This is a genomic window from Yoonia vestfoldensis SKA53, assembly GCF_000152785.1.
In the GTDB taxonomy this organism is placed as follows: Bacteria; Pseudomonadota; Alphaproteobacteria; order Rhodobacterales; family Rhodobacteraceae; genus Yoonia; species Yoonia vestfoldensis_A.
Genome location: NZ_CH672414.1, coordinates 736,604 through 762,162, shown reverse-complemented (window position 1 = coordinate 762,162; position 25,559 = coordinate 736,604). Strand labels below are relative to the sequence as shown.

The following is a 25,559-nucleotide window of genomic DNA, read 5'->3' as shown; positions in this document are numbered from 1 at the left end:
TTGGGCTTGGCACTTACAAGGTCGACCTGCGCAAGATTTTGCCACGCCCGCCTAGAGGATTTCATCCTTAATGTGCCGGCCCAGCTTGCGAAACCTGGAGTTTGGTTTCGATATGAGGCGGGCCATTGCTGCCGCGAAGCGGCGTCGATGCGGACCTAGGGCATCTTAAACAAAAGTGAGACTTTATGTGCTGGAGTGGTGAAGCATCGGCTGTACTGGCAATTGTTGGTATAACCACCACGCTTACGCAGCTTACAACAAAGAACCGGCACCGTTGTGGATAGCCCTAGGCTATTTCTCTTCGATGGAGCTTTTGCAGGCCTTCACATACGCGGTCATTGATCAATGCGCCCTGCCGTCCAATCAAATCGCCACCCTGCTGGGCTATCTGCACATCGTGTTCCAGCCCTTCTTTATCAACATGCTGTCGATGTACTTCATACCGAATTTCGTGCGCGAGAAAATTCAATGGCCGGTTTACGCAGTCTGTTTTGTTTCGGCCATCATCATGCTTTTGCAGCTTTATCCGTTCGAATGGGCAGGATCATGTCCGCTGGGTGAGGTCATGTGCGCAGAGCGCATGTGTTCAGTGTCCGGAGACTGGCATATCGCCTGGGAAGTACCAACAAACGGGATGCTGAACTTCATAACTGTCGATTCTTGGGCATCCTTCCTGACCGCGTATCCCAGCTATTTCGTCGCCGCATTTTTGATGCCCCTACTTTATGGGTCTTGGCGGCTTACGCTGTACCATTTCGTGGTTGGCCCACGATTGGCCATGCTCCTGACCAGCAATCCCAATGAAGTCGCCGCAATTTGGTGCCTGCTATCCATAGGCATCCTGCTGCTTGTCGTCAAAACACCGATAAGACAGTACATGTTCGTAAAATCATGGTTTTTGTGGCCCAAACAAATCGTCTGAAAGCGAAGCACCCGATGATCGGTTCGTCTGTGCTTGGAAGGATAAGGGCTGAACTACCCGTCCAGCAGGCTGTCTGACGTGAGACCCTTTTTCAGAACTGCCAAAAGGATTAATAACGCCAGCTCTCGTTATCATAGGCTGCGACAAACCATTACGTTTGTACCAGCCATTGGTAGAGGGTAATCACTCTGGCGAAATCGCAAGTTTCAGGGAGACAAGAACCGGAAGACGCCAGAGTGATCATTAAGTGTCACGAGGGGATTACACTTAGGTTAACGATACACTCCCTAACTGTAGCTAAAGCTAATCTAGATCAGTCTCGACGGTAACATGCCCATCCGACATGGGTTTTGTATCGGGCGGCATTTCTGGCTTGGCACATGCGCAAGGTGCTGGGCTGGCGCATCTCGCACATATGGCAAGCTGAATGCGCGCGCTTACTTTAGCAGCGGCATGGATTGATCCAAATAGCTCACTTCAAAATCTGCAAATGCGACTGTGCGATCATAATTATCGAACGTGACATACCCATTGCGAAACGTGACCATCCCGTGCTCGCGCAGCTGTCGCAGCACACGATTAACATGCACAGCACTCAACCCGATCGCATCAGCAATCAAATACTGGTTCAACGGACACGCATATCCCGCCTTGCTCCCCATCCCAACGAGCGTAAGCCTTGCACAAAGCTCTAACAGGAAGTGCGCAATCCGTTCCGCCGCACCACGCCGCCCGATCCCAACCAGATGTTCCACCACCATTGCTTCGTCACGCGAAGCCGTCCAAAGGACTGCTGTGGCCAAGCGTGGCGTCTTCGCAAAGACGTCAAGCAGATCAAACGCATATACTTCGGTCACTTCGATATCTGTAACGGGTTCAATGCTGTGGTCCGACACATGCAGAACCACGCTGCGCAATCCCAAAAAATCGCCTGGAATTTGAAAATCAACGATTTGTCGCTGGCCGTCATGCAGAAGTTTATAAGAACACGCCCAACCGGACAAAAGGATGTAGCATGCTTGGTCCTCTTGCCCTTGATGCACCAAATCGTGCCCGGCCAAAAAGGTGCGCTTACGCTTATACAGGCGCTCAAGAACGTCCAGCTCCGCTGTTGACAGGGTAACAAAGGCACCCAATTTGCGCGCGAGTGGTCTCGTATCGATGATGGGCTCCTTCTCAAAATAAACAACGCGTACCAAAGAATAAACGCATCCCACTGATATAGATCAGCAAAACGGAACTTATTGCGTGCGAGTGTGTTAATCACGCCGTGCCGGTCTACTGCGCAGGCGCAACAGTCCGGAAAGAGAGAATATGTCTGACTATAGCACAACTTCTGGCGTAGCCGCCTTATCAATCTGCGAAGCGCTGCTTCTTGCGCTGAATGATGCGAAGGTCCTGCCGGAAAACGAGATCTTGGGTGTTCTCAAAGATGCTGCCACCGCACATGCAAATGCGGAAGGTTCCGAAAAAGAAATCATGGAGCACAACGCAGTCGCCGCTCTGATCAACCGGATCATCACAGGTGGAAATTCTGTTCGAAGACCGTGACCGGCACGTTCTCAAAATTTTTATGAAAAATTCGCGATCAGGGTGAGCGGTGGGATCACCCGTACCAAAAAATTTAAAATGGCGACATCAATTCTAGGGATGCATCCTGTTTAACGGCGCAAGACGACCTGCTTGCGTATCCCAAGCTGCAAAGGGTCACACGACGATCCCTTTAAGCTTCTCTCATCAGCACGCCAGCCGTCAGCGGCCACGGCCGCGATGTTTTTGTTGAGGGTATCAAGATTACTCGCAACCACGGCAAATCAATCGCTGCCCACAAGGGCATCTTTATTTCTGAGTGGTGACTGATCCAGGTTATCACGTCGTTCTGGCGCTTTGTTATATTGGGTGTTGAAGCAGACGGCAGGCCTGTCAATCAGACCTGACGACACAAGGAACGGGCAAATTTTTCTGATTTCTTTTCCCGACCAACGCAACGGTAGTCGAGCCTTTATCTCGCCGGTTTGCCGCCTGCTTCACATCTCGCTGTTTGGACAGCTTCAGCGTTAGCGCCTGCAGGCTGGCTACAATGTGTCGATAGAACACCGCTGTAAATGCTTCTGCACGCTCATGCGACGACTTAACTTTTAAGGAATCCCCTCATGACCATGAAACAAATTACATTGACCACAAGTACCTTCGCCCTCCTCATTGCGGGTCCCGTAATGGCACAGGAGAACGTTCAGGTGATCACCGATTGGTCTTACGATTCACTCTATGCGGACGGCTGGAGCGTAGAAGACATGTTCGACACAACCCAAATCATCGGCGCCAGCGGCGAAGATATCGGGGATGTCGAAAATGTGATCTTTAGCAATGACGGCAAGGTGCTTGGCATCATCGCGCAGGTTGGCGGCTTCTGGGACATCGGCGATACGCATGTCCATGTGCCTTGGGACGAGGTGGATATCGGCGAAACCATCCAGCAGGCACAGGTTCCGGTCACCGAAGAAAATGTGGATAATTACGACGTATTCGGTGATTACGGGGACAGCGAACAAGTGATCACCCAGGCCGATACCGCGACCACGGGCGTGGTCGATGATGATCTCGTTGCTGGCCCTGGCATTTTCAAGGCAACCGATCTGATCGGTCGTTACGCCTACCTGTCTGACGGTGTGCGCTATGGTTATGTTTCCGACATCATCGTCGAGAATGGCGTGATTTCAGCAATCGTGGCGGATACGGCGGCATATGGCCGTCAGGGATACTACGCCTATCCATATTCTTACCGCGGAACAACGCCGATGGCTAACAACTCGCGCTACGACGTGCCCTATTCAGGAACCGAAATCGATACGATCGAGAACTTTGATTACGAGCAGCTTCAGTCCCGAGGCATGGAATAATCTCTGGTCATGATTTTCGGGTGTCGGCAGAAACGACGGCATCCTCGATTTGACCGATAGACACCCTTTGATGACGGGACCCGACACGTCCAAGCGTCAAAGCTCACTTCTTATCTGCCTTGAACCGTGGAACGTCACAATGCCTCGGCCATAAAAATTATTTGGGCCGAGGCGACTTCTCAAATAGCCAATACTGGCGCACTCAAGGGGTTCTTATGTCAACATCTTCCTTTGCCAGCGAACGTCTTTGTGTTCTCGAAAATTTTGGAACAGACCCCGGCTTGCTGAGTGCTGACACCTATATTCCGGAAAGCTTTCCGAAAAACGGCCCGCTCGTCGTCGTGCTTCATGGCAGCACCCAGTCACCAGAAAGCTATGATATCGGAACAGGCTGGTCGACGCTCGCCGATGAATGCGCAATAGCGCTCCTGTTTCCGGGGCAAAGACGGGCTAACAATCTTATTGGCAGCTTCAACTGGTTCGAGACCGGCGACAGCCAACGTGGCGTTGGCGAGCCGCTGTCTATCCGGCACATGATCAAACAGGTCGTTGACGGTCATGCCATCGACCCATCGCGTATCTTTATTACGGGGATGTCCTCGGGTGGTGCAATGACATCTGTGATGCTTGCGACTTATCCGGAAGTGTTTGCGGGAGGGGCGATCATCGCAGGGTTGCCGTACCATAGCGCGACCAACATAATGGAGGCGTTGGTGCGCATGAATGGCTATGGCAGTCCGTCGGACAGACAGCTCGACGCGCTTGTGCGTGATGCCACGACATTCACGGGGCCATGGCCGACGATCTCGGTCTGGCATGGCGACAGCGATACAACCGTCGACAATTCCAACGCCAGCTCGATTGTCCGGCAATGGCAGAAGATCCACAAGGTCGAAGGTCCGCCCACACATGTCGAGATGGTTGACGGCTATCCTCGCGAAGTCTGGTGCGACGCAGACGGGCGGGTGGTGATCGAGTACTACATCATCGGGGACATGGGCCACGGCACCCCGATCAGTGCCGATGGCGACAAAGGTCTGGGGAAAGAAGGCAAATATATGCTTGAGGTCGGCATTTCCTCGACCCGCCTCATCGCGGATTTCTGGGGGCTGACGCAGTCGGCGTAGCGAATAAAGCCGAACCGAAAACGCCAACTTAGGTCGAGCGAGAACTGGCAACGGCTAATCGCCCCTCTCTGTGTCCTGCATTGCGATCCAAGGTGCCACCCAAAAGGCGTAAACCAAAACGGAACGGCACGACAACACTGGTCACTCTTTGCGGCCTCATCCGGTAGTTTATGGGCGCGAAAGCTATTTCTGGCGCGTCGTGGTCGCCATGATGATCTTCGCGCTGTGTGCGAGGATTTCGATCAATGAACGCGTCATCCACATTCACCTTATTCAGGCTGGCTGATGTCTCCGAGTTGTTCCTGCGGTTTGGACCGCCAACATTAATCCACAGTCATTTTAGCAAGACCCGCTGGATCACGACACGCAGGCTCAGCCCCTGAACGATCAGGCTAAACAGAACCACGCCATAGGTTGCTGCCAAAAGCGCTGATTTCTCAGCGCCTTCAGGCAAGGAAAGCGCCAAGGCGACCGAGATACCACCCCGCAAGCCACCCCACGTCAGCACCGGAATCGTGCCGGATTCGAATTTGCGGAACATCCCAAGCAATAGGACCGGACCGCTGACGGCAATCAGCCGCGCGACCAGCACCAGCGGCACCGCGAGCGCCATCAGCCAGCCGAATGCAGGCTCGAACCGCAACACCAGAACCTCCAGCCCGATCAGCAGGAACAGGACCGAGTTCAGCATTTCGTCGACCAGCGTCCAGAAACCGAAAAGATATCGCTGGGTTTCTTCGCTCAGCGCGTCGCGTGGCCCCCTGCTTCCGACCAGTAATCCAGCGACGACAACCGCCAATGGACCGCTCACAATCAGTCTGGAGGCAATCGCATATGTGCCCACGACCAGCGCCAGCGATATTAGGACCTCGATCGAATAGTCGTCGATGGCACGCATGGCACGATAGGCGACATAGCCCGTCACGGCGCCGAGGGCTGCACCACCGAAAGCTTCGACCACGAACATCTCGGCCACCTGAAAAGCGCCGAACTCGTCACCAGTGGCGGCGTGGACCAGGACGGCGAACAACACAACGCCCACGCCGTCGTTGAATAGCGTCTCCCCCGTCATGACTATCTTGAGGCCCTTGGGGACCTTGACGGCTTTCAACGTTGCAAGAACCGCGACAGGATCGGTCGGGCTGATCAGCGCCCCGAAAACAAGCGCCCACGGCAATGAGATCGTAACACCCAACAGGTCGGATGCCGCCCAAACGACGGATCCGATGATCGCAGTGGACGCCACAACACCCAAACTCGCCATCGTGCCGATGGTCAAGGCGCGGCTACGCAGGCTGACCACGTCGACATGCAACGCGCCCGCAAACAGCAGGAACGCGAGCATGCCTTCAAGAACGGTTTGCTGGAAATCAACCTGGCGGAGAAGGACACTCAGACCTTCATAATTGAACAGCCCCGGCATCACCGCCTCGGCACCGATGACAATAAGCGAGGCACTAAGCCCCATCACAAGCAGGCCGATGGTGTGCGGCATGACCGCCAGCTTAACATTCACCCAACTGAATGTGGCGGTCAGTATCAGCAACATTGCGACAAGCTCGAATTGCGACATCGCGTTCACCACAGGCAGCTGTTGCGCAGCACGATGTCCGCGTGGCCGACGACGCAGGTGGTCACAAGGATAAAGGGATCAGTCCCCAGATTAGTCGACACCATATTCCAGCATTTTTTCAAGACCTGCTGTCAGGAATTCCCCAACTTCAGGCTGGCCAAGCAGATAGCGGCTGACCAGCCCCTTGTGCTGTTGGCGCGCAAGGGTTTTGACCACTCCCCACTCTGCAGGCTCCCTATCGCCACGGCCGATCCAGAAAAGGGCGACAAGCGCGTCCTGCTGTTCGTCGTTCATGCTTTCGATTTCTTGGGTGATCTCGTCACGGCGCAGATCGCCACCGGTTTCTTGCAGGCTCGCGGCCACTGCGTCATCCGAAGCATTGCTGCCAAGGTTGGAAATATCCGTCGCTTCCTTGGCCATCAGAGCGTTGAACCGCAGCACGAGTTCTTCGATCCGGTTGTCATTAAAGGGCAGCGCAGCCATGGGTGTCTCCTGTTCAATAAGGCGCCACGATAACACATGGGTCCCGCACGGCACTGATCTCGATCATGATGCCCTGCCCGCATCCGCGCCAGCAGCGCTGTCCAAGATCACCGACAGGAACCACATGAGATGGTTTGAGCCAGGTAGCGGCCTGGCAGGCGCAAACTCCCAAACCAACCCATCGGATGCGAACCCGCTGATCCAGATCAATACACCGGCTGACCCCATAATTGAGCGAAAACGGGGGTGATTGCGGCGTCCGAAATTTTCACTCTGTGACAGGTAAAGGGTTTCATGATGCAGCAAACGATCAGGCAAAGGCCAACTTTCATTCGCCATATTTCAGCGCCGACACCCAGTCGTTCAACACGACCACATCAATGGGACGGCTGACGCTGAACATTCTGCTGTCCTTTGCCCAGTTCGAGCGTGAGGTCACCGCCGAGCGTATCCGTGACAAGGTGAAAGCGTCGCGCATGAAGGGGATATGGATGGGCGGCAACATACCCCTGGGGTATGACGTACGCGACCGTAAGCTGGTGGTGAATACCCAAGAGGCGACCACCGTCGTGCACATCTTTACCCGCTTTGTTGAAGTCGGGTCGGCCACCGTTTTGGCGAGAGATCTACGCAAAGAACGGGTCCTCAGCAAAAAGGGCACGCTGATCGACAAGGGCTATCTTTACCGCCTGCTCAACAACCGCGTGTACCGCGGCGAGGCCGTGCACAAAGGCACAGCCTATCCAGGCGAGCATGACGCCATAATAGACGCGCGGCTTTGGGATCAAGTCCACGACATCCTAGGTGAAAGCCCCCGCATGCGGGCAAACAACAGCCGTACGCAAACGCCGGCGCTGCTCAAGGGAATACTGTTCACCGCGACCGGCGCGGCTATGACGCCCTCTAGCACCAAGAAAGGCACACGCCGGTATAGCTATTATGTTTCCATGGATCTCCTGAAGAACCGTGAAGCGCCCAAGGATGGCATTCCACAGCGATTGCCAGCCGATACAGTAGAAGGCGCGGTCGTCAATGAAATCCAACGCATCCTGCGCACACCCGAAACCACAGCGCAAGTGATCGCCAAATTGGACAGGGACGACATTACCGAGGCTGAAGCTATTGCGGCCTTGCGGCAGTTTCCGGAACTCTGGGCGCATCTATTCCCTGCCGAACAGGCCCGTATTCTTCAGTTACTGGTGCGCCGCGTCACGGTAACAGCTGAAGGGCTCATTATTGACTTACGCACCGACGCTATTGCTGGCGTCATGCGGGACATTATGACACCGCGCCGGCTAGAGGCCGCAGTGTGATGGCGGCGCCCGGCACCATCCAGATTTTTGTGCCCCTCAAAGTGCGCAAGAAAAACGGGCGGCCCAAGATCTTGCCACCTGACGACTACTTGCCCAGCGAGGATCACACCCAAGATCCGCATATCTTGCGTGCCATTGGCCGCGCTTGGGCTTGGCGGCGGCGCATGGAGGCCGGCGAGTTCGGCACCGTTCGGGATTTGGCCATCGCCGTAAACCTCGCAGAGCGCCATGTTAGCAGGCAGCTAAGGTTGGCTTATCTGGCACCGGAGGTGCTGAAACGGTTGGTGTTTGGGCGGGAGGTTTCCGCCGTGACCGTAATGCAGTTGTCGGAGTGCGCGGGATTGCCATGGCCGGATCAGGCCGGCGTGGTGTTTGGAGCACGGAATTAACGCAATCGGCCCATAGCGGACAGTCGACACAGCAATTGCGTCCTGCGGCGACATTTTGAATAGCCGATATGCGCTGCCGCAGAGAATTGAATACATCTGCGGACTTCTGAAGCGCTAAAGTAACTTGCGCTGCTTACGCGTCTAACTGTGTAATAACTGTGCGAAATGCTTGAGGAGTCGTTCCGGTCCATTTCCGGAAGGCACGCTGGAACGCGTTGGGATCACGGTAGCCCACGAGGTGCGCGATTTGCTGATTGTTCATGTCGCTTTTTAGCAAATATCGGATCGCAAGATCTTTTCGCGTTTCGTCCAGCAGCATCTGAAAAGTCGCCCCCTCATCGGCCAGACGCCGCAAGAGGGTGCTCCGGCTCAACTTCAGGCGACCGCAAACGTGGGCGATGTTGGGTTCGGTGATCGAGAACGCCTCCAGCATCGTTGCGCGAACCCTTTCGGACAGGGGTAAGCCTTTAGACTGAATCATCGCCTGGGCTTGAAGGTCCGCCTCAGTGGCCTCCCAAAGCTCGGTGTTTGCGGATATGAATATCATGCGTGCATCGGCGCGGGCATAGGTCAACATGGCGTCGCCATGCTGGGGGACCTGGCCGAAGACGTCTGCCAGACGCTCGCGCTCGTCCTGCGGCAGCGGCAGGCACACGCTCAGCGGTCGGATCGGATGACGCGCCAGCGCATTGGCTTGCGCGTGCAGATAGATGATCTGGGGGCTACTGAATGTTCCAGGCAAGGGGGCTGTGGCCACGTCCGGGGTGACGCGCACGGTGAACTCGGACGCGCTGCGCGACAGGACGAATTGCATCGGCCCGAACAAGCTTTTGAATTTCGCCATGCGCATGATGCCGGTTTCGAAATCCGGCGCGGTGGATAGTGCGAACAGGACCGGGATAGCAGGACCGCCCGCCATCCGTAGCCCAAGCAGCTTCGAGACGTCTTGCTGCCCTGACAGTTCCATGATCGCGGCCCATAGGCGCAGGTATTCTTCGGCAGAAACAAGAAAGGCCCGGTCGTTGCGTTCGGTCGCAATGATGCCCGCACGGGTCAGAACCTCTTCCCATCTGATACCCAGCATCCCGCAGATCGGGCCCGACAGGATGGCGGATGTATAGATCGGGGATCGCTCGTGGCTTTGCATCGGGTGACCTTTCGCACGGGGGGTCCGCTGGACGCAGTAGAAAAGCTGGCGACATATCCCGCAATGGCCTTGAGACAATTTGCAAGTCATTGACGCGATCTGCAAGTCACAAGCGGTGGAAGTGGACTGTCCAACACGCCTAAGTAGATGATGACATTGTCACAAGGAGACCCTGACTTGGACCTGACATCGAAGATCATCCTTATCACCGGCGGCGGTTCGGGCATTGGCCTTGAGCTGACTCGGCAGTTTGTGGCTCGCGGCAACACCGTCATTATCTGCGGGCGCGACGCGGGTAGGCTTTCCGAGGCCGCGCGCCTGACCGGCGCGCAGGCGATCGCGGGAGATGTGACGGTTGCAGAGGATCAGGAACGGATCCTGTCAGATATTCAGGCGCAGCATGGACGGCTTGATCTGCTCATCAACAACGCGGGCATTTTCCTGGCCTATGATTTCAAGAACGATCCCGACACCCTGCAAAAGATCGAGAACGAGATCGCGATCAACGCGACGGCCCCGCTGACCCTCATACGGCGCGCCTTGCCGCTGCTGGAGAAAAGCGCGCAACCCGCTGTGCTGTTCATCGGATCGGGCATCGCCTTTGTCGCTTCACCCGGAACGCCGGTCTACTCCGGCACCAAGGCGCTGATCCATCACTGTGCGCAAACTTTGCGCCACCAGCTGCAGCCCCACGGCATCACGGTCTTCGAGGCCATGCCCCCCGTTGTCGATACCGATATGGCAAAGGTGCTCAAGTCCAACAACTTCAAGAAGATGAAGCCTGCGGACCTGGTGCGCGATATCTTGAACGGTTTGCACCGAAACCAGACGGTGATGCTGCTTGGGCAATCGCGTCAGATCAAGCTGATGAGCCGGATCGCGCCCGCGTTTCTGTTTCGGCAATTCGCAAAGACCGAGTTTCATTAATTTCGCGGCAGCTCGCCCAGTCCAGCCATCCAAGGAGACACCAATGTCCCTGTCCCCAAGCCGCAACCTACTGGTCATGAATGTTCAGATATCGATCAGTCTTGTATCTACGATCATCTTGTGTCGATGGCTTTTCCCCGACATCGTGCGGGCCGACTTTGCGGTGGCCGCCCTGCCGGTCGCTGTCTTGCACATGTTTCGGTTCATAGGTGCGACCGTTGTCATGCCCGGGCAGCTGGACGCGGGGATCAGTCACAAAGCCAAGGTCCAGATCGCGGTCGGTGATCTGCTGGTTTCGCTTACGGAGGTGCTGTTGACCTTCGCGATCCTCGAAGGGTTTTCCGAGACCACAGTGCGCACGCTGGCATGGATTTTCGTGATCACCTGCCTGATCGACATGTCCGTCATCCAACGGTTTTTCATCAAGGAACAGTTCTGGAACAAGAAGATGGGCGTCGTCTGGCTGTTTCAGGTTCTGCTGTCGGCTCCCATGGTGCTCGGAGAGGTCTTCGTTCTCTACCGGCTGGTAACGGGATGATACCTTCACAACCGCCGAGGCCGCGACCGTCCTGACCGTTTCCGTATTCGCAAGGCTGGCGGTGATCAAACATTCTGGAAGGCACTCTACATGACACCGACGATCAAATGGGCGATCACGCGTCTGATGGGTGCCACGATATTCCGGGCGCAAACGATCCTTTTTCTGCCAGAATTGCAGATGTTCGGCGGCATCGCCCCGGATGGCTGGTTTGGCCCATGGCTAAGCGATACGATCATCGGGTTTGCTCTGCCGGTCATGCTCTACCTGTTCTGGACACGGCGCAGCGTGGCTATCTGGGGTGCGCTCGTCGCCTACAACGCCGTGGGGGCTTTCGACTATTCCCAAGGTCTCATCACGCAGATGATCAGCCCCATGCCGGTCGAAATGGCCTCCGCCGCGACCGTCTATGTTGGGATCGGTCTTTTCATGGGCTTCCAGCTGGTGGCGCTCGCGCTCCTGTTTCGTCGGGACGTCATCGCCGAATTCAAGGGCCGGGTCTGATGCATGAACATCCTTTGGCTCCTCATTACTTTTGCGCTGCCCCTTCATGCGCTGCCCCTTCATGACCAGCTCTCAATGGTTGCCTGAAATATATCGAAAATAATCACCGAGGTATGACCCCATGACATTAGAAACTCTCAGCATCTTGATCTACGGCCTCCTGATCTTTGGGGCCGTCGTGGTGCAGGGTACATATGCCGGCCTCACCGCTGGGCTGGCCTTCGGATTCTCTAACCGCGAAGGCGTACAGCCGGGCATGGGGGCGGTGGGGCGGCGGATCGACATGACGCTGGCAAACCTTAAGGAAGGGGCGATCATGTATATGCCGCTTGCCCTTCTTGCGGTCAGCCTTGGTGTGTCGAACGAATGGACAAGCGGCGCGGCGCTTTTGACCATAATCTCGCGTCTTGTCTATGTTCCGGTCTTCTACCTTGGCATTCCGGTCGCGCGCACTTTGGTCTGGTTGCCCAGCTTTTTCGCCATTCCGGCGCTTGCGATCGGAATTCTTGTCGAGGTGCCCGGAGCTCTGCCGTGACATGGCTCCAGTGAAGACGAAGACCGGTCTATCCGGATTCCCCCGAAACGGATGACTCGTTGTCCGCTTGCCGGAACGCCAACGGCGAGAGACCCGTCCACTTGCGGAAGCTTCTCGAAAAGCTGTTGGCATCGCGGTAGGCTAGGGCATTCGCAATCTCGTCGGCGCGCAGGCTGGTCTTAGTGAGATACCGGATCGCTAGGTCGCGCCGCATGGCGTCCAACACCTCCTGATAGGATGTGCCTTCCTCGCGCAATCTCCTCTGCAAGGTGCTGCGGCTGATCCCCAGAGCTAGTCCCACATCCTCGGCCCCCGTGCGTCCTGCGGGCATTAGATCGACCAAGGCCCCACGCACACGATCGGCGATAGGAAGGCGATCGTTCTGAGCGGCCAGCTGAAGCTTCAGATCAGCCTCGACATCAGCCCAAAGGGTGGCGTTCTCGGAAATAAACCGGCGCTTGGCATCCTCGGGCGCAAAGGCCACATAGGCGGCCTGTGACCGCTCGGGCATGATGCCTAAATGCCCGGCGATCATGTGCCGTTCCTCATCGGATCCATCGAAGCCCGCTGCAACCGGGCAGACCAGATGGGCCGTCGCTCCGCGAATATTCTCGACCGCGACCACAAGTTGCAGGGCGCCAAGGCTCGGCGGCATGGGAACGCGGGCATCGACGCTTTCGTATTCCAGCCGCAGCAAATCGCCATCCCGGAACACCCGCATGACGGTCGGACCTAGCAAGGACTTGAACTGCGCCAAACGCCTGAGGCCGGTTTCCATGTCGGGGGCGCAGGAGAGTGTGAAGAACACAGGGATGACAGGCCCGCGTGAAATCGCAACGCCCAGATAAGGTACATAATCGGGGCGCGGCGACAGCACCTCCATCGTATTCCAGCAGTCGAAATACTGCTGCGCCGTCACCCGCGCCTCGGACCTGCCGGGCGTTAATTCGCCAAGGCCAGCGGTCTCGAGCATCACCTGTGGATCAACGCCGAGGATGCGGCACGCCACTTCCGTCGCCATGAACAGGGAATAGGTTGGTGATTGATTCATGCGCCCAAACTCTCAAGTCCCTGCCTCAATGCCACGGACGGTTGGGCGGGGCCAGCCCGTGAATACCGCCTGACCCATTTTGCATGCACCTGACCACATATGCATATCGCTGAGTGGCGCCGACGGGCCTAGATTGGGGACATCGCAACGCAAGCCTCATCCACCAGCCGACCGGAGAACGCAATGAACCTGACGATCAACGGCACCGATCATACGGTGGACCTGCCCGACGACATGCCGCTCTTGTGGGCGCTGCGGGACGGTCTAAACATGACCAGCGTGAAATATGGCTGTGGCATTGCCCAATGCGGCGCCTGCACTGTCCATATCGGCGGCGAGGCGGTGCGATCCTGCCAAGTGGCGCTGGCCGATGTCTGGGGCGAAATCACGACGATCGAGGGGCTGGGCACGCCTGATGCGCTACACACCATCCAAGCGGCATGGATCGAGCATCAGGTGGCGCAATGCGGCTATTGCCAGTCTGGCCAGATCCTGCAGGCCTCTGACCTTCTGGCCCGCAACCCGCAGCCGACAGATGAGGACATCGACGCCGCGATGTCGGGCAATCTGTGCCGTTGCGGGACCTACCCCCGCATTCGCGCCGCCGTCCACGCTGCCGCCAGCGCAATGCGGGAGGTGTGAGCTATGGGACGCGCTAGAACCATTGCCCGCCGCAGTTTCCTAATCGGGTCCGCCTCTATTCTCGGTGGGGTGGCTTTTGGGGCCTATTTCGTCACGCGCCAAACGCCAAACCCTCTGCTTGAGGGGTTGGCTGAGGGAGAGGCCGCACTGACACCCTTCGTCAAGATCACGCCACAGGGCATCACACTCATCGTGCCTCGCGCAGATGTGGGCCAAGGCATTGCCTCGACCCAGGCCATGCTGATCGCCGAGGAGTTGGACATAGACCCGGCCACCGCCACACTCGACCCTGGCCAGCCGCATCAGGCTTATTTCAACGGGACCGTGGCCGCCGAGAGCCTGCCTTTCCCAGCATGGGAGAACGGTTTCGTAGCCAGCACGGTGCGCGAGTTGATGGGCAATGTCGCACGACTGACCAGTTCGCAGTTCACCGGCGGTTCGTCCTCGGTTGCGGATTTGCACGAGACACTGCGCATGGCGGGTGCTACCGCCCGCGAGACCCTAAAAGCCGCCGCTGCGTTCCGCACCGGTGTGCCGCGTGCCGACCTGAGGACTGAAAACGGACAAGTCATTCTGCCCGACGGCACGGGCATTCCCTACACCGATCTTGCGGCACAGGCAGCAGCTATTAAGCCAGTTACTGACGTGACACTTCGCCCTGCCTCCGAGTGGACGCGCTTGGGCAAGCCCTATCAGCGGCTCGATATTGTCGCGAAATCCACTGGAACACAGGACTTCGGCATCGATGTAGTGCTGCCCGGGATGCTGCACGCGACCGTGCGCGCCAACCCTGGGCGCGGCGGTGGCATGGCAGGCTACAACGCCGATGCCGCTCTTACGATGCAAGGCGTGCGGTCGGTGGTCGAGGTGAACGAGGGGCTCGCAGTGATTGCCGACAACACCTGGTTCGCGTTTCAGGCGGCACAGGCGCTGGAGGTCGACTGGTTGCCCCCTGAATATCCCGCCAGTTCCGCCGAAATGTGGCAAGCGCTGATTAATGCTCGTACGGACGCGTTCCGCAACAGCCGTTTGCGCGACGATGGTGATGTTGAAGCAGCGCTTGCGGACGCCACGGTGATCGAGGCCGAATACCGTTCGCCGTTTCTGGCCCATGCTGCATTGGAACCCCTTAGCGCCACCGTGCTGGTCGAGGCGGAGCGGGTGCAGATCTGGACTGCGACGCAGATCCCCGCTGTGGTGCGTGACGCGGCGGTGGAGCTGACTGGTGTCGATCCATCCCGGGTCACTGTTCACGCTCTGCCCGCTGGCGGAAGTTTTGGGCGCAGGCTCGACCATGACTACGTAGTGCATGCGATCCAGATCGCCGCCACAATGCCCGGCACACCCATCAAGACGACATGGAGCCGGGAAGAGGACATGACCCACGACTTCCCTCGTCCCCTGCACTTGGCCGTTGGCCGGGGTGCCGTTGGGAATGGTCGCGTGTTGGCCTATGACCTTGACAGCATCAGCCCTTCACTTGTCTCCTCATGGTTCGGACGCATCTTCATCGTGCCACCGGGGCCTGACACTTTGCTGGTCTGGGGTGCCTTCGACCAGCCCTACGCCATCCCCAACTACCGCGTGACAGGCTATGCCGCGCCGCCGATGATGCCGATTGGCTCATGGCGTTCGCCCGGGGCCTGCTCCAACAGCTTCTTTCACGAAAGCTTCTTGTCCGAACTCATCCACGCCGCCGGCGCTGACCCGCTGGAGGAACGGCTGCGTCTGATCGCCGACGCGGACAGTCGCCGCGTTCTGGAGGCTGTGGGCGAAATGTCGAACTGGAACGGTGCCGATATAGGGCCGGGACGCGGGCGGGGCATTGCCTTTGCCCATACCCATGGCGTGCCCGTGGCCGAGGTCATTGACGTGACCATGACAGACCGTGGCATCCGCATCGACGAGGTCTGGATCGCCGCCGATTGCGGCACTGTCTTTGACCCGGTCAACGCCGAGGCCCAGCTTACCGGCGCAGCCATCTTCGGCCTAGGCCACGCGATGAATTGTGAGCTGACCTACGAAAACCACGCCGTACAGCAGACCAATTTCCATACGTTTGAAGGGATGCGCCTGCACCAGACGCCGCTGTTCCACACACGGCTTTTAGAGCGCTCCGAACAGGTCCGCGGATTGGGTGAACCCGCAACGGCCCCGGCGGCCCCGGCACTGGCTGATGCCATATTTGCCGCGACGGGCCAGCGCTTGCGCGAAATGCCGTTCAGCAGATCGGTGGAGTTCGCATAAGGGCTCTTGTGCGCATGTCTTTGATCAGCCCAGCCGGATGAACTTTATGACCGCCGTTTGATCCTCCCATTCACATCGCGGGGCCTAAATAACCAACGTGATCAGCGACAAGCCGCTTTGCTCCCTGAGAGTTCGGCCGCGTCGATGGCCTCGAAAGACTGCTTTCCGCCCATATCGACCGCCCTGTGCCCGCCCTCCGGATACGCAACGCATCGTGCTATCGGTTGCACTTTCGAAAAGGGCGCTCGACGAAAAACGCCAAGACTCTGCAATCAAACACTATTTTTAAAGCGTCCTCCTGCAGTCCTAGGGCGGTCGATTAGAGACAAATGGGGTTCAGAGACCAATTTTGACCGTTTTAGCAGTCTCCGAAGGGCGGTTGCCGCACCTAAACCCCTTTGAAACCAAAAGAAAAAAGGGCCCCATGAGGGCCCATCGTCGGTTTCGGCAAGTGTAAGTGGCGGACAGACAGGGAGAGATACCCACGTTATTATTATGACTAAAACGCCCCCTACCCTACTGTAAAACAGTCCATATTGTGCGTTTTTGTATCTAAGTGTTGCCTGCTGATTCTGTAAATGTCATGCTGTTTGTGTATCTACAGTGTATCCACAGAGGGCATGATGACACTAGCAACAGATCTGGCGATCCGTCGGTGGAAGCCGACGAAAGATGGCGAGGCGATTGGCACAGGTGGTCGGACAGGCCTCTATGTTCGCGGATGGAAAACTGGGACAAAGGCTTTCTACTTTCGGGCAAAGACGTGGATCAAGCTGGGTGACTATCCTGACACGACCCTTGCGCTGGCGCGCGAGCTTTCAACGGTGGCCAAGCGGTTGGCACGCGAAGGCTTTGGCGTCGAAGCGCTGAGCCGTGGGTTCGCCAACGCAACCACAGCGACAGAGCTTGAGGCCGTGGTCAGAGGCGAGGTGCTTGCTGGCTTTGCCGATCTTGGTGCAACCAGCGCGCCGACATATCACGAACTTTGGACCGAATGGCACGAGGGACGCAAACACAAGCTGCAAGACGGCCCCAGCCGCCGACGCCCTGAGGCGATCCACCTGCACCATATCAAGTCGGTGTTAGGCGATAGGCCGATCACCGAAATCAGACGGCGTGAAATCTTCAACCTGCTGGAACCTTTATTCCGAGAAAAGCCTATCACCGCTGGCCACGCTTTGGGCCATATCCAAGCGGTGTTTGACCGCGCAACTAACAAAGAGCTGATCGAGGCTGACCCGACGCCACGCAAGACGGCTTTCGCGGATGCGGTCGCGCGACGCGAGGTTAAGCATCACGGCACCTTGGCGCATGACCGTCTGCCTGAGCTGTGGCAATGGTTAGGCACGACCGACGCGAGCGACACCGCCAAGCTGGCGATCCTGACAGCCATGACGACGGGGCACAGGATCGGTGTGATAGTAAACGCGGAATGGGCGCACATTGATGATGCCAGCGGCGTGTGGACCGTGCCAGCGCGCACAGACCGCACCACACAAGGGCGGATGAAGTCAGGTCGCAAATACGCCCTACGCCTGCCTGAGCCGCTGCTGGGGCGTCTACAGAGCTTGCGCAAAGGACCAGATCAGCAACATGTGTTTGAAAGCCCGACAACGACAGGGCCAATATCGCCAAACGCTATCCGAAAGACGTTGAAGCGTTTTGACGCTGACCTGACGGCGCACGGCTTTCGCAACGCAATCAAGGGCTGGTGCAGGTCCGCAGTGCCGCCTGTGCCAGATCATATCGCAGACGCGTTCTGTGACCACAGCCTGCGCGGGCTGGACGCCGCCTATCGCCGCGGTGACACTTCCACAGAACGCGCGGATCTCGCAGCGCGGTTGTATGACTTTGTGACGGGGGCGGACGCATGACTGATGAGGAACTATTTCGCCACCTATGGACGTCCTATCTGTCCACGATAGACGGGAGACAGACAAACGGTGACATCGAACTGCTGGCAGAAGCGGCAGAGAGGATGGAGTGGCCCGGTGCGCCAGAGATGGGCAGCACCATCGCAAGTGTGCTGCGCGCGCAGGTAGTGAAAGACAAGACTGGCAAAGCGTCAAAGCATTATAAATTGGTACGAGACCGTCAAATCTTTGATCTGGCACAGATACACGCCGACCAAGGAATGACGCAAAAAGACAGTCATGAGTGCATCGCACTTATTTTTAACATTGAGCCGGGCGCCGTGACCAAGGCGGTGACTAAGATTAAAAAGGAAAGAGGCTTGGAAAAATAAGAGCCACGTTTGTCCTTTGCCGCGCTCGCGTCCAACTGCCTAAGCAGTGTCATACGCAACCGGAGAGTTTCCATGCATGACACTAACACACAACCCACACAGCGCTGGCTAAATGCCGAGCAAGTCGCCGCACGATATGGATGCGGTCGCGTCACAGTTTACCGAATGGTCAAACGTGGCCAGATCCCAGCACCTGTTCAATTTTCTGGACGGATGAGCCGCTGGGACGTCGAAGGGCTGAACACAGCCGACAAAAACCGCACAGCGCAATAATAACCCGCCCGCAGGCAGCGCGGACGGGCAAAGGTATTGATACGGTCGGGCAGATCGTGAGGTATTATAGCATCTGCGCGTCTTCGGGTAAATATCCGAGGCATTTTCAAATGAATACAGCTACGCTTTCCATCATTACCGCGATCAAACCGACTCGGCTTTCCAAGGGGTTTTCTTTGAGCGCAGGTGGCGATCTGCTAAAGCAAGCGGGCGGCAACCTATCGCAAGGCATGGTCGAGACACGCGAACTTTCAACACTGGCAGACTTAGGGGCGATCCTACAAAGCCTGACACCCGCACAGGCGCTTGTCTATGGCGTGCCAAACAACGCAGCGACCAAAGTCATGACTCGGAAGGCCTTTGCCGATTCTGGTAAGCCGCAGGGAACAACAACACGCACCAACGACGCCTTTGTATGGCCCCAGGGTGCAGGCGTGATGATGTTGGACTATGACCCCGCTGCTAATGGTGACCCGCTCGATCGTGATAGCCTTGTGCATGCGATCGGAAAAGCCGCGCCCGGTCTGGTCGATGCTGGTCTCTTGTGGTGGCCGTCTGCATCCTCTTGTATCTGGCAAGGCGAAAAGGAATTGCGTGGCGTTAAAGGGCAGCGACTTTACATGCTAGTGCAGGACGCCGCCGACATCCCCCGTGCAGGACAGGTGCTTGTCGATCGGCTTTGGCTTGCTGGTTATGGTCACATCGAAATCAGTAGAAGCGGGGCGATGCTGGAGCGAACCCTAGTCGATGCATCCGTGTGGCAGCAATCACGGCTAGACTTTGCAGGCGGCGCGGCTTGTGGTGCTGGTCTGGACCAACGCCGAGGCGATCCATTCTTGATTAATGCCGAAGCATTGCCCACCGACACGCGCGACGCATTCTATGACCTGACAGCGCAAGAACGCGACCAGCTTAACGCGATCAAAAGTGAGGCAAAGAGCGCGGCAAAGCCTGATGCCGAAGAAGTCAAAGAAGTTTGGGTGGCCGAACGCGTCAAAGAGATCACGGCGCTGACAGATCAAAGTGACAAAGAGGCGATCGAACGCGCTGAGAAAAACGCGCGACGGGCATTGGAAACAAGCAACCTTGCGGGCGACTTTGTGGTGCAGGTTGAACGTGATGGAAGGTTGATAAGTGTCACAGTCGGCGATTTGCTGAACAATCGCAACAAATACCACGGATGCATAACCCTCGACCCGATCGAGCCTGATTATGATGGCGGGCGGACGGTTGGCCGCCTGTATCTTATGCAGGCGTGCCCGTCGTTGCACAGCTTTGCGCATGGCGGGAAAACATATCGACTGCAACGCGCACCTGCGCGAGTGGAACTGGTGAAGGGCCACACGTCCGAGGCCGCGACCGCCACGATCGAACTCATGCGCCGCGATCCGGTGACCTATGATTTTGGGGGGCAGCTTGCGCTTGCCGAAGATGGCCGCTTGCATGCGCTTTGCGAAGCGGGCCTAGCGCACCACCTTGGGAACACGACCCAATTTTGGAAATACGTGCAGCAAGGGGATATTGTTGTGCCAGTTGACATCGACCCGCCGCCAGGACTGCTGAAACAAGTCATTGCACAGGGCGAAAGGCGCAAGCTGAAGCCGATCGAGGGCGTGATCACGGCGCCGACGATCCGGCGGGATGGATCGGCGCTGACAAGCCCCGGCTATGACGCGGAAACGCGTTTGCTCTTTGACCCGCTTGGTGACGATGTGCCTGACGTGCCGATTAATCCGACACTCGATGATGCAAGCCGTGCGGTGAAAACGCTATTGTATCCCTTTGCAACCTTTCCCTTTGTGGATGCATCGGCAAGAGGCGCGTTACTGGCGGCGATCCTCACAGCGGTCACACGCCCGGTGCTACCGACCGCGCCCGCGATTGCGTTTGATGCACCCATTCAAGGATCCGGCAAAACGCTGCTGGCAAACTGCGTAGGAGCGTTGATAGAAGGGCGCGCGCCGGATGTATGGCCGCACACGCAAGGGCGCGATGATGAGGAAACACGCAAGCGTCTATTTACGGCACTGCGCACAGGTGGCAAGGCGCTTATCTGGGATAACGTGATTGGCATTTTTGACAGTGCGAGCATGGCGGCCTTTATCACGGCTGATGCAATGATCGATCGAGTGCTGGGCAAGTCGGAGGCGATCCGAATTCCAAACCGAGCGCTGTTGATCCTGACAGGCAACAATCTGTCACTTGCCGGTGACTTGCCGCGCCGCGTCATTATTTGCCGGATCGATCCAGAAACCGATCAACCATTTGCGCGACAATTCGATATGGACCCGCTGCAATGGGTACTCGATCACCGCGTGGAAATGGTGGCCCCCGCATGCGTCTTGATCCGTGCCCGCTTTACCCATGCGCAGAAACGCGCACCGGGGCGCTTGGCGTCATTCGAGGCGTGGGATGATCTTGTGAGGCAAACCGTTTGCTGGGCTGACAGTGTGTTGCGCCCGCATGAATTTGGCGACCCAATGGACCTTGTGCGCGAGGCGCAGGCCGCTGATCCTGAGGCCGACGCACTATTTGCACTACTCGATGCACTGCGTGATCAATTCGACACTGCAGAGTTTACAGCCAAAGAGGTACAGTCGGTTGCAAAAGGCATAATGATCGACACGCCGATAGAAACGGCTTTGCTCGATCTGGCAGGCGATCGGGCGCTGAAGTCGGTTCGAAGTCTTGGCAGAATTCTAAAATTCCGAGAGGGCCGAATTGTGCATGGCCTACGCCTGACCGGGCGGGCCGATGCGAGTTCAGGCTCGCGCGTGTATCGTGTCCAAGCTGGCGAAGCCTCCACAGAGCAACAAAACGGGTTTAACGGGTATAACGGGTTTCTTCCCAGTCACACGGAAAAGGCAGAGACCCCCTCTGTATATCGAGAGGAGGAAACTAACCCGTTAAACCCGTTAAACCCGTCAAACCCGCTAGCTTCACCTTTAGATGATATTTTCGATCCCGATAGTTGGTTATGACCGACACACCCGCAGCGAGGCGCCACATTCCCTCGAACGAGACAGCCATGAAATACACCACAGACACACGAGACCGCAGGGGAGTAGAGCGCGCGGTGGAGGGCATTCTCGACAAATGGGCTACAGGCGACACCGCAGCACAGACTTCGATCTATGTCACCAAGTTACGTCTGACAGCAGAGGACCTACGCCAAGAGACGCAGGCAATCGAACAACTGGCAGACCAAGAAGCCCAGTTAGCGGGTCCCGTCGGAGAACACACAGGCGGGTAAGCGGAGGCGATTATGATCGGGCCATATGGAATTTTGGCTGAGGCTGCCGCACTTAACCGCATTATTTCTGTAGTCACACGACAGGCATCGCGGGTCCTTTGGATCTGATGCACGTCGCGGGTACGCAGAGGCAAGACGTGTTCGCAGGGTCGGACATTTTTTGCGCAAATCCCAACATTGAGGCGCTAATGACCGTAGGGTAAAGAGTGCTTTAATGTATAATAAAATCATTGTTCTAAATACCAAAATTGAGGTGAAGCATGATAGTCACGGCAAAGGATCTGGCGCGCACTGCTGGTTTTGAGTCAGTGGCTAGATTTGCAAATGAGATGCACCGACACAGCCTGCCTTTTGGCAATGGAACCCGCGTTGGCAACACCAAGCGATACGACACAGTCGCACTGGCGAAGGCAGTCATCATATCCCGCCTCCGCGCGTTCAAGATCCCAGTTGCCCAGCATAAGGCATTGATCAAAGTAATCGATGACGCTGCGTTGGCGTCCGCACTCGATCAATTCAAAGCTGGCAAATGTGAGTGCGTGATCGTCGGAATTCCAAGCTGGGGCGAACTGGACGACTATTCCGGCATGTTTGTCACCCGCGACGCTGCATTGGATGCGCTCGCTGCGGCGGACTTTATCTTGGTCGATGTGGGCGAAGCCATTCAGGCACACTTGAATGGGGTGATCTAAAGCAAACAACTGCAAAATGGCTGATAGAGACCGATGTGCAGCAAATGCGCGTCAACCACGTGGCAACCGTGAAGGTGATGGCTCGATCGGCTGTCCCTGAGCGTCCCTTTTTGTTCAAGGCCAAGAGATCCAGGCGCTCCTGCGTATCGGAAAACCCCGCAAACTCTGTCTGAATGATCAGCAGATCTTCGCGCAAGCAGGATGGGTACTTTGCAATCCACTCCTGCAGATGCTGGCGCTCTTTGAGCCCAATTCGGAAAAGCCGCGTGCTTTCAGCGGCTTGATAGAGTTTTCATCTTTGTCGATGCGGAACATGCGTCCTACTATACGCCGCATTGAAACCTATGTTGACTTAAAGGGAACTCTTACGTCTGGCAAAAAACCAAAAAGGCCATGTAGATCTCTCGGGCATCCACGCCATCAATAAAGCCCCCTTCAGTGTTTTAACTTGAGTCCTTTTTGCCTTTTCGAGCTTTCATCAGACATCGGAAAGCCTTTGATAGGCGAGCTTGATTTGTGTGAGATCACCTGTGGCAAGTTCAGCAAGACCGGGTGTTAGCCCTTCTGCAATCATCCTGCGTGACAGCATATGCTCTCCGGCGCTGTTGAGCGTTTCACAGGCAATCAGTTCCCCCCGCTTGAGATGGTAAACCGACTTCAGCATGCCGTGGGTGTCATGCGTCTGTATAAACTGGTCCGGCTGTTCGGACAAACCGGCGATCTGCAGTTTCAGAGTACCGATGTCAGACCAGAACCAAGGCAGAGCGGTATAGCGATCAGGCTGTCCGGTCAGTGTCCGTGCTAGGGCGCGCGCTTGATCCGTTGCGTTCTGGACAGATTCCAGCCGTGCCTGCCGCCCCAGATGTATTTGCGGGAACGACACGCTATCGCCGATGGCAAAGATATCAGGATCATCCGTTGCCAGAAACCCATCGACAACGATTCCACTATCTGTCGAAAGCCCCGCCTCTTGGGCCAGATTGTCCATCGCGATGGCCCCGACTCCAACCAGAACGTGATCGGCAGGCAGCGTTGTATCACCCAGTTGCACGCCCAAAACCGCGCCATCCTGTGCCACAATAGCGCTGATCGACTGGTTCAGATGCAGCCTGACGCCGGTGCTTGTCAGATGGTCGGCAATAGCGCTGGCCACGGCCCCGCTTGTCGCGCGCCCCAGCAATCGCGGCGCCAGTTCGATGACATCCACCTGCACGCCGCGTGCCGACAGCATCGCGGCGGCCTCAAGCCCGATAAACCCCCCGCCGATAACAACCACATGCCGCATCGCTGGCAAGGCATCACGCATCCTGCGCGCATCCGTCGCCGTACGCAGCGCAAAGACCTGCGGCAGATCGGCACCGGGCACGGTGATGTTTCGTGCGCGGGTGCCTGTGGCAAGGACAAGTTTGTCGTAGTCGATGGTCGCGCCGTCCGCGCAGATGACAGATTTACCGTTTCGGTCGATCCGGGCCACATCGACCCCCAGTCTCAGATCAATGGCGTTTTGCGCATAAAAGGCTTCGCCCCGTAGCGGTTGAAGTGCCGCATCTTCCGTTGCCATGAACGACTTGGACAGCGGCGGCTTGTGATAGGGGAAATCCGGATCGCCAGAGAGCAGGCGGATCGTGTCACGATAGCCATTTTCCCGCAGACTGGCCGCCAGTTGCACCCCTGCATGACCTGCCCCGATAATAACGATGCCTGACATGACCTAGCGCCCGATCACTTGGAAAACGGTGCCATCCATAGTGGGCGTCACGGTCAACTGGCAGGTCAGGCGGCTGTTGTCGTGCATCTGGTGGGCTGTGAATTCTAAAGTGTCGGCCTCGGCTGATTGCATGTCCGGTAAAGGGTTCACGGCATCAACAACAAGGCAATGGCAGGTTGCACACATGCACGACCCGCCACATTCCGCGTCAATGCCCGCAATACCCTTTGCGGTCGCGGCCTGCATGACGCTTTCACCATCCGCCGCGTCGATTTCGCAGCGATTGCCCGAAGGTTCGATGAAGACAAGTCTGGTCATTGGTCTCTCCTCAATTAAACTGGCGGCCACCATCGACGATCAGGGTTTGTCCCGTCACAAAGCCCGCAAGGTCAGACGCCAGATAAAGCGCCGTTCCCACCATATCCTTTGCGTCCGCCGACCGTTTCAGCGCGCCACGGGTCACGCCGTAGTTTTCGGCATCCGCGATCAGATCAAGGCTGGCCTCGGTCAGCGTAAAGCCCGGCGCAATCACATTGGCGCGGATGTTGTCATCACCCAATTCCCGCGCAAGCGCTCGCGTCATCGCGATGACTGCACCTTTGGATGCCACATAATGCATCCATTGGGGCGAGCCTGAAAACACCGTGGCCGAGGCGACATTCACGATCGCTCCCGCGCCTGCGGTCTTCATCAGCGGCGTGACCGCACGGGTCATCTGCCAGACCCCTTTGACGTTGACAGCCATCACCTTATCCCAGACTGCTTCGTCAATATCGGTGAAAGTCTTGCGCTCCAGTCCCGCATAGATTGCGGCATTATTGATCAGGACATCCAGTCCGCCCAAGGTCTTTTGGGCAAAATCCGCCAGTGCAGCACAGCTTTGCGCATTAGTCACATCGACCTTTGCGGCATGCGCCTGCCCACCGGCCGCTTTGATCGCGCGCACGGTTTCTTGCGCCCCCAATTCATTCAGGTCGGCGACTATAACGCGCGCGCCTGCTGCGGCAAACCCTTCGGCAAAGGCGCGTCCAAGCCCGCCTGCCGCCCCGGTCACAAGAACGCGTTTGTCTTTCAAGCCAAGTTGCGACAT

General features: G+C 57.1%; 26 protein-coding genes. 17 read left to right on the top strand and 9 right to left on the bottom strand.

Annotated elements, in window-relative coordinates; all coding sequences use genetic code 11:
- The first annotated feature begins 274 nt into the window (after window positions 1-274).
- Entirely contained in the window at window positions 275-922 is a 648-nt protein-coding gene (locus SKA53_RS03800; protein ID WP_278007856.1) for a DUF5765 domain-containing protein, read from the top strand.
- Between the two features lie 437 nt (window positions 923-1,359).
- Here SKA53_RS03800 and SKA53_RS03795 read toward each other — a convergent pair whose 3' ends face one another.
- Complete coding sequence (locus SKA53_RS03795; protein ID WP_007204730.1) at window positions 1,360-2,121, bottom strand: Crp/Fnr family transcriptional regulator; 762 nt, start codon at window positions 2,119-2,121, stop codon at window positions 1,360-1,362.
- A gap of 115 nt (window positions 2,122-2,236) precedes the next feature.
- On the opposite strand from SKA53_RS03795, the gene SKA53_RS03790 reads away from it, so the two are divergent.
- From SKA53_RS03790 to SKA53_RS03780, 3 genes are all read left to right on the top strand, one after another.
- On the top strand, window positions 2,237-2,473 hold the full coding sequence (locus SKA53_RS03790) for a hypothetical protein (RefSeq protein ID WP_007204729.1): 237 nt from the start codon (window positions 2,237-2,239) through the stop codon (window positions 2,471-2,473).
- A gap of 602 nt (window positions 2,474-3,075) precedes the next feature.
- Entirely contained in the window at window positions 3,076-3,822 is a 747-nt protein-coding gene (locus SKA53_RS14980; RefSeq protein WP_081440113.1) for a PRC-barrel domain-containing protein, read from the top strand.
- Between the two features lie 215 nt (window positions 3,823-4,037).
- Window positions 4,038-4,949, top strand: a complete 912-nt coding sequence (locus SKA53_RS03780) for an extracellular catalytic domain type 1 short-chain-length polyhydroxyalkanoate depolymerase (RefSeq protein WP_007204727.1) — start codon at window positions 4,038-4,040, stop codon at window positions 4,947-4,949.
- A 334-nt stretch (window positions 4,950-5,283) separates the two neighbouring features.
- Here the strand turns inward: SKA53_RS03780 and SKA53_RS03775 are convergent, their stop codons facing one another.
- Together SKA53_RS03775 and SKA53_RS03770 are read right to left on the bottom strand one after the other, a co-directional pair.
- Window positions 5,284-6,522, bottom strand: coding sequence for a cation:proton antiporter (locus SKA53_RS03775; RefSeq protein ID WP_007204726.1), 1,239 nt, complete (start codon window positions 6,520-6,522; stop codon window positions 5,284-5,286).
- A 90-nt stretch (window positions 6,523-6,612) separates the two neighbouring features.
- A complete protein-coding gene (locus SKA53_RS03770; protein ID WP_007204725.1) occupies window positions 6,613-7,005 on the bottom strand; it encodes a DUF3775 domain-containing protein in 393 nt (130 codons plus the stop codon).
- Between the two features lie 275 nt (window positions 7,006-7,280).
- Between SKA53_RS03770 and SKA53_RS03765 the strand changes: the two genes are divergently transcribed.
- Together SKA53_RS03765 and SKA53_RS03760 are read left to right on the top strand one after the other, a co-directional pair.
- A complete protein-coding gene (locus tag SKA53_RS03765; protein ID WP_242601241.1) occupies window positions 7,281-8,318 on the top strand; it encodes a recombinase family protein in 1,038 nt (345 codons plus the stop codon).
- The gene (locus tag SKA53_RS03760; RefSeq protein WP_007204722.1) at window positions 8,318-8,707 is read left to right on the top strand and encodes a hypothetical protein; all 390 of its coding nucleotides are present in this window, start codon (window positions 8,318-8,320) and stop codon (window positions 8,705-8,707) included. Before SKA53_RS03765 ends, SKA53_RS03760 begins: the two co-directional genes overlap by 1 nt.
- Window positions 8,708-8,840: 133 nt before the next feature.
- Here SKA53_RS03760 and SKA53_RS03755 read toward each other — a convergent pair whose 3' ends face one another.
- Complete coding sequence (locus SKA53_RS03755) at window positions 8,841-9,854, bottom strand: AraC family transcriptional regulator (protein ID WP_007204721.1); 1,014 nt, start codon at window positions 9,852-9,854, stop codon at window positions 8,841-8,843.
- A 177-nt stretch (window positions 9,855-10,031) separates the two neighbouring features.
- Here SKA53_RS03755 and SKA53_RS03750 point away from each other — a divergent pair, with 177 nt between their 5' ends.
- The 4 genes from SKA53_RS03750 (at window position 10,032) to SKA53_RS14975 (ending at window position 12,358) form a co-directional block, all read left to right on the top strand.
- Entirely contained in the window at window positions 10,032-10,781 is a 750-nt protein-coding gene (locus tag SKA53_RS03750) for an SDR family oxidoreductase (protein ID WP_165474482.1), read from the top strand.
- Window positions 10,782-10,824: 43 nt separating this feature from the next.
- Window positions 10,825-11,319: a hypothetical protein gene (locus SKA53_RS03745; RefSeq protein WP_007204719.1), complete on the top strand. Its 495-nt coding sequence runs from the start codon at window positions 10,825-10,827 to the stop codon at window positions 11,317-11,319.
- 90 nt (window positions 11,320-11,409) lie between these two features.
- Entirely contained in the window at window positions 11,410-11,823 is a 414-nt protein-coding gene (locus tag SKA53_RS03740) for a hypothetical protein (protein ID WP_007204718.1), read from the top strand.
- A gap of 121 nt (window positions 11,824-11,944) precedes the next feature.
- Complete coding sequence (locus SKA53_RS14975) at window positions 11,945-12,358, top strand: MAPEG family protein (RefSeq protein WP_007204717.1); 414 nt, start codon at window positions 11,945-11,947, stop codon at window positions 12,356-12,358.
- A gap of 28 nt (window positions 12,359-12,386) precedes the next feature.
- Here the strand turns inward: SKA53_RS14975 and SKA53_RS03730 are convergent, their stop codons facing one another.
- Window positions 12,387-13,409: an AraC family transcriptional regulator gene (locus SKA53_RS03730; protein ID WP_040482780.1), complete on the bottom strand. Its 1,023-nt coding sequence runs from the start codon at window positions 13,407-13,409 to the stop codon at window positions 12,387-12,389.
- Window positions 13,410-13,592: 183 nt separating this feature from the next.
- On the opposite strand from SKA53_RS03730, the gene SKA53_RS03725 reads away from it, so the two are divergent.
- The 7 genes from SKA53_RS03725 to SKA53_RS15380 all read left to right on the top strand — a co-directional run bounded on the left by SKA53_RS03725 (window position 13,593) and on the right by SKA53_RS15380 (window position 22,761).
- Window positions 13,593-14,051, top strand: a complete 459-nt coding sequence (locus tag SKA53_RS03725) for a (2Fe-2S)-binding protein (protein WP_007204715.1) — start codon at window positions 13,593-13,595, stop codon at window positions 14,049-14,051.
- A gap of 3 nt (window positions 14,052-14,054) precedes the next feature.
- Complete coding sequence (locus tag SKA53_RS03720; RefSeq protein ID WP_040482779.1) at window positions 14,055-16,298, top strand: xanthine dehydrogenase family protein molybdopterin-binding subunit; 2,244 nt, start codon at window positions 14,055-14,057, stop codon at window positions 16,296-16,298.
- A gap of 623 nt (window positions 16,299-16,921) precedes the next feature.
- Complete coding sequence (locus SKA53_RS03715) at window positions 16,922-18,172, top strand: tyrosine-type recombinase/integrase (protein WP_242601240.1); 1,251 nt, start codon at window positions 16,922-16,924, stop codon at window positions 18,170-18,172.
- A complete protein-coding gene (locus tag SKA53_RS03710) occupies window positions 18,169-18,543 on the top strand; it encodes a hypothetical protein (protein WP_007204712.1) in 375 nt (124 codons plus the stop codon). Before SKA53_RS03715 ends, SKA53_RS03710 begins: the two co-directional genes overlap by 4 nt.
- Before the next feature lie 72 nt (window positions 18,544-18,615).
- Window positions 18,616-18,816, top strand: a complete 201-nt coding sequence (locus tag SKA53_RS15815; protein ID WP_131494566.1) for a helix-turn-helix domain-containing protein — start codon at window positions 18,616-18,618, stop codon at window positions 18,814-18,816.
- A 110-nt stretch (window positions 18,817-18,926) separates the two neighbouring features.
- Window positions 18,927-21,797 (top strand): hypothetical protein, encoded by a 2,871-nt coding sequence (locus tag SKA53_RS03705; protein WP_007204711.1) that lies wholly within the window; start codon window positions 18,927-18,929, stop codon window positions 21,795-21,797.
- Window positions 21,798-22,329: 532 nt separating this feature from the next.
- Window positions 22,330-22,761: a hypothetical protein gene (locus SKA53_RS15380; protein WP_007204709.1), complete on the top strand. Its 432-nt coding sequence runs from the start codon at window positions 22,330-22,332 to the stop codon at window positions 22,759-22,761.
- A gap of 177 nt (window positions 22,762-22,938) precedes the next feature.
- On the opposite strand, the gene SKA53_RS15640 is transcribed toward SKA53_RS15380, so the two are convergent.
- The 4 genes from SKA53_RS15640 to SKA53_RS03680 all read right to left on the bottom strand — a co-directional run bounded on the left by SKA53_RS15640 (window position 22,939) and on the right by SKA53_RS03680 (window position 25,559).
- On the bottom strand, window positions 22,939-23,076 hold the full coding sequence (locus SKA53_RS15640; RefSeq protein ID WP_207327916.1) for a hypothetical protein: 138 nt from the start codon (window positions 23,074-23,076) through the stop codon (window positions 22,939-22,941).
- 163 nt (window positions 23,077-23,239) lie between these two features.
- A complete protein-coding gene (locus tag SKA53_RS03690) occupies window positions 23,240-24,469 on the bottom strand; it encodes an NAD(P)/FAD-dependent oxidoreductase (protein WP_007204708.1) in 1,230 nt (409 codons plus the stop codon).
- 3 nt (window positions 24,470-24,472) lie between these two features.
- Window positions 24,473-24,787, bottom strand: coding sequence for a 2Fe-2S iron-sulfur cluster-binding protein (locus tag SKA53_RS03685; protein ID WP_007204707.1), 315 nt, complete (start codon window positions 24,785-24,787; stop codon window positions 24,473-24,475).
- A 10-nt stretch (window positions 24,788-24,797) separates the two neighbouring features.
- A complete protein-coding gene (locus SKA53_RS03680; RefSeq protein ID WP_007204706.1) occupies window positions 24,798-25,559 on the bottom strand; it encodes an SDR family NAD(P)-dependent oxidoreductase in 762 nt (253 codons plus the stop codon).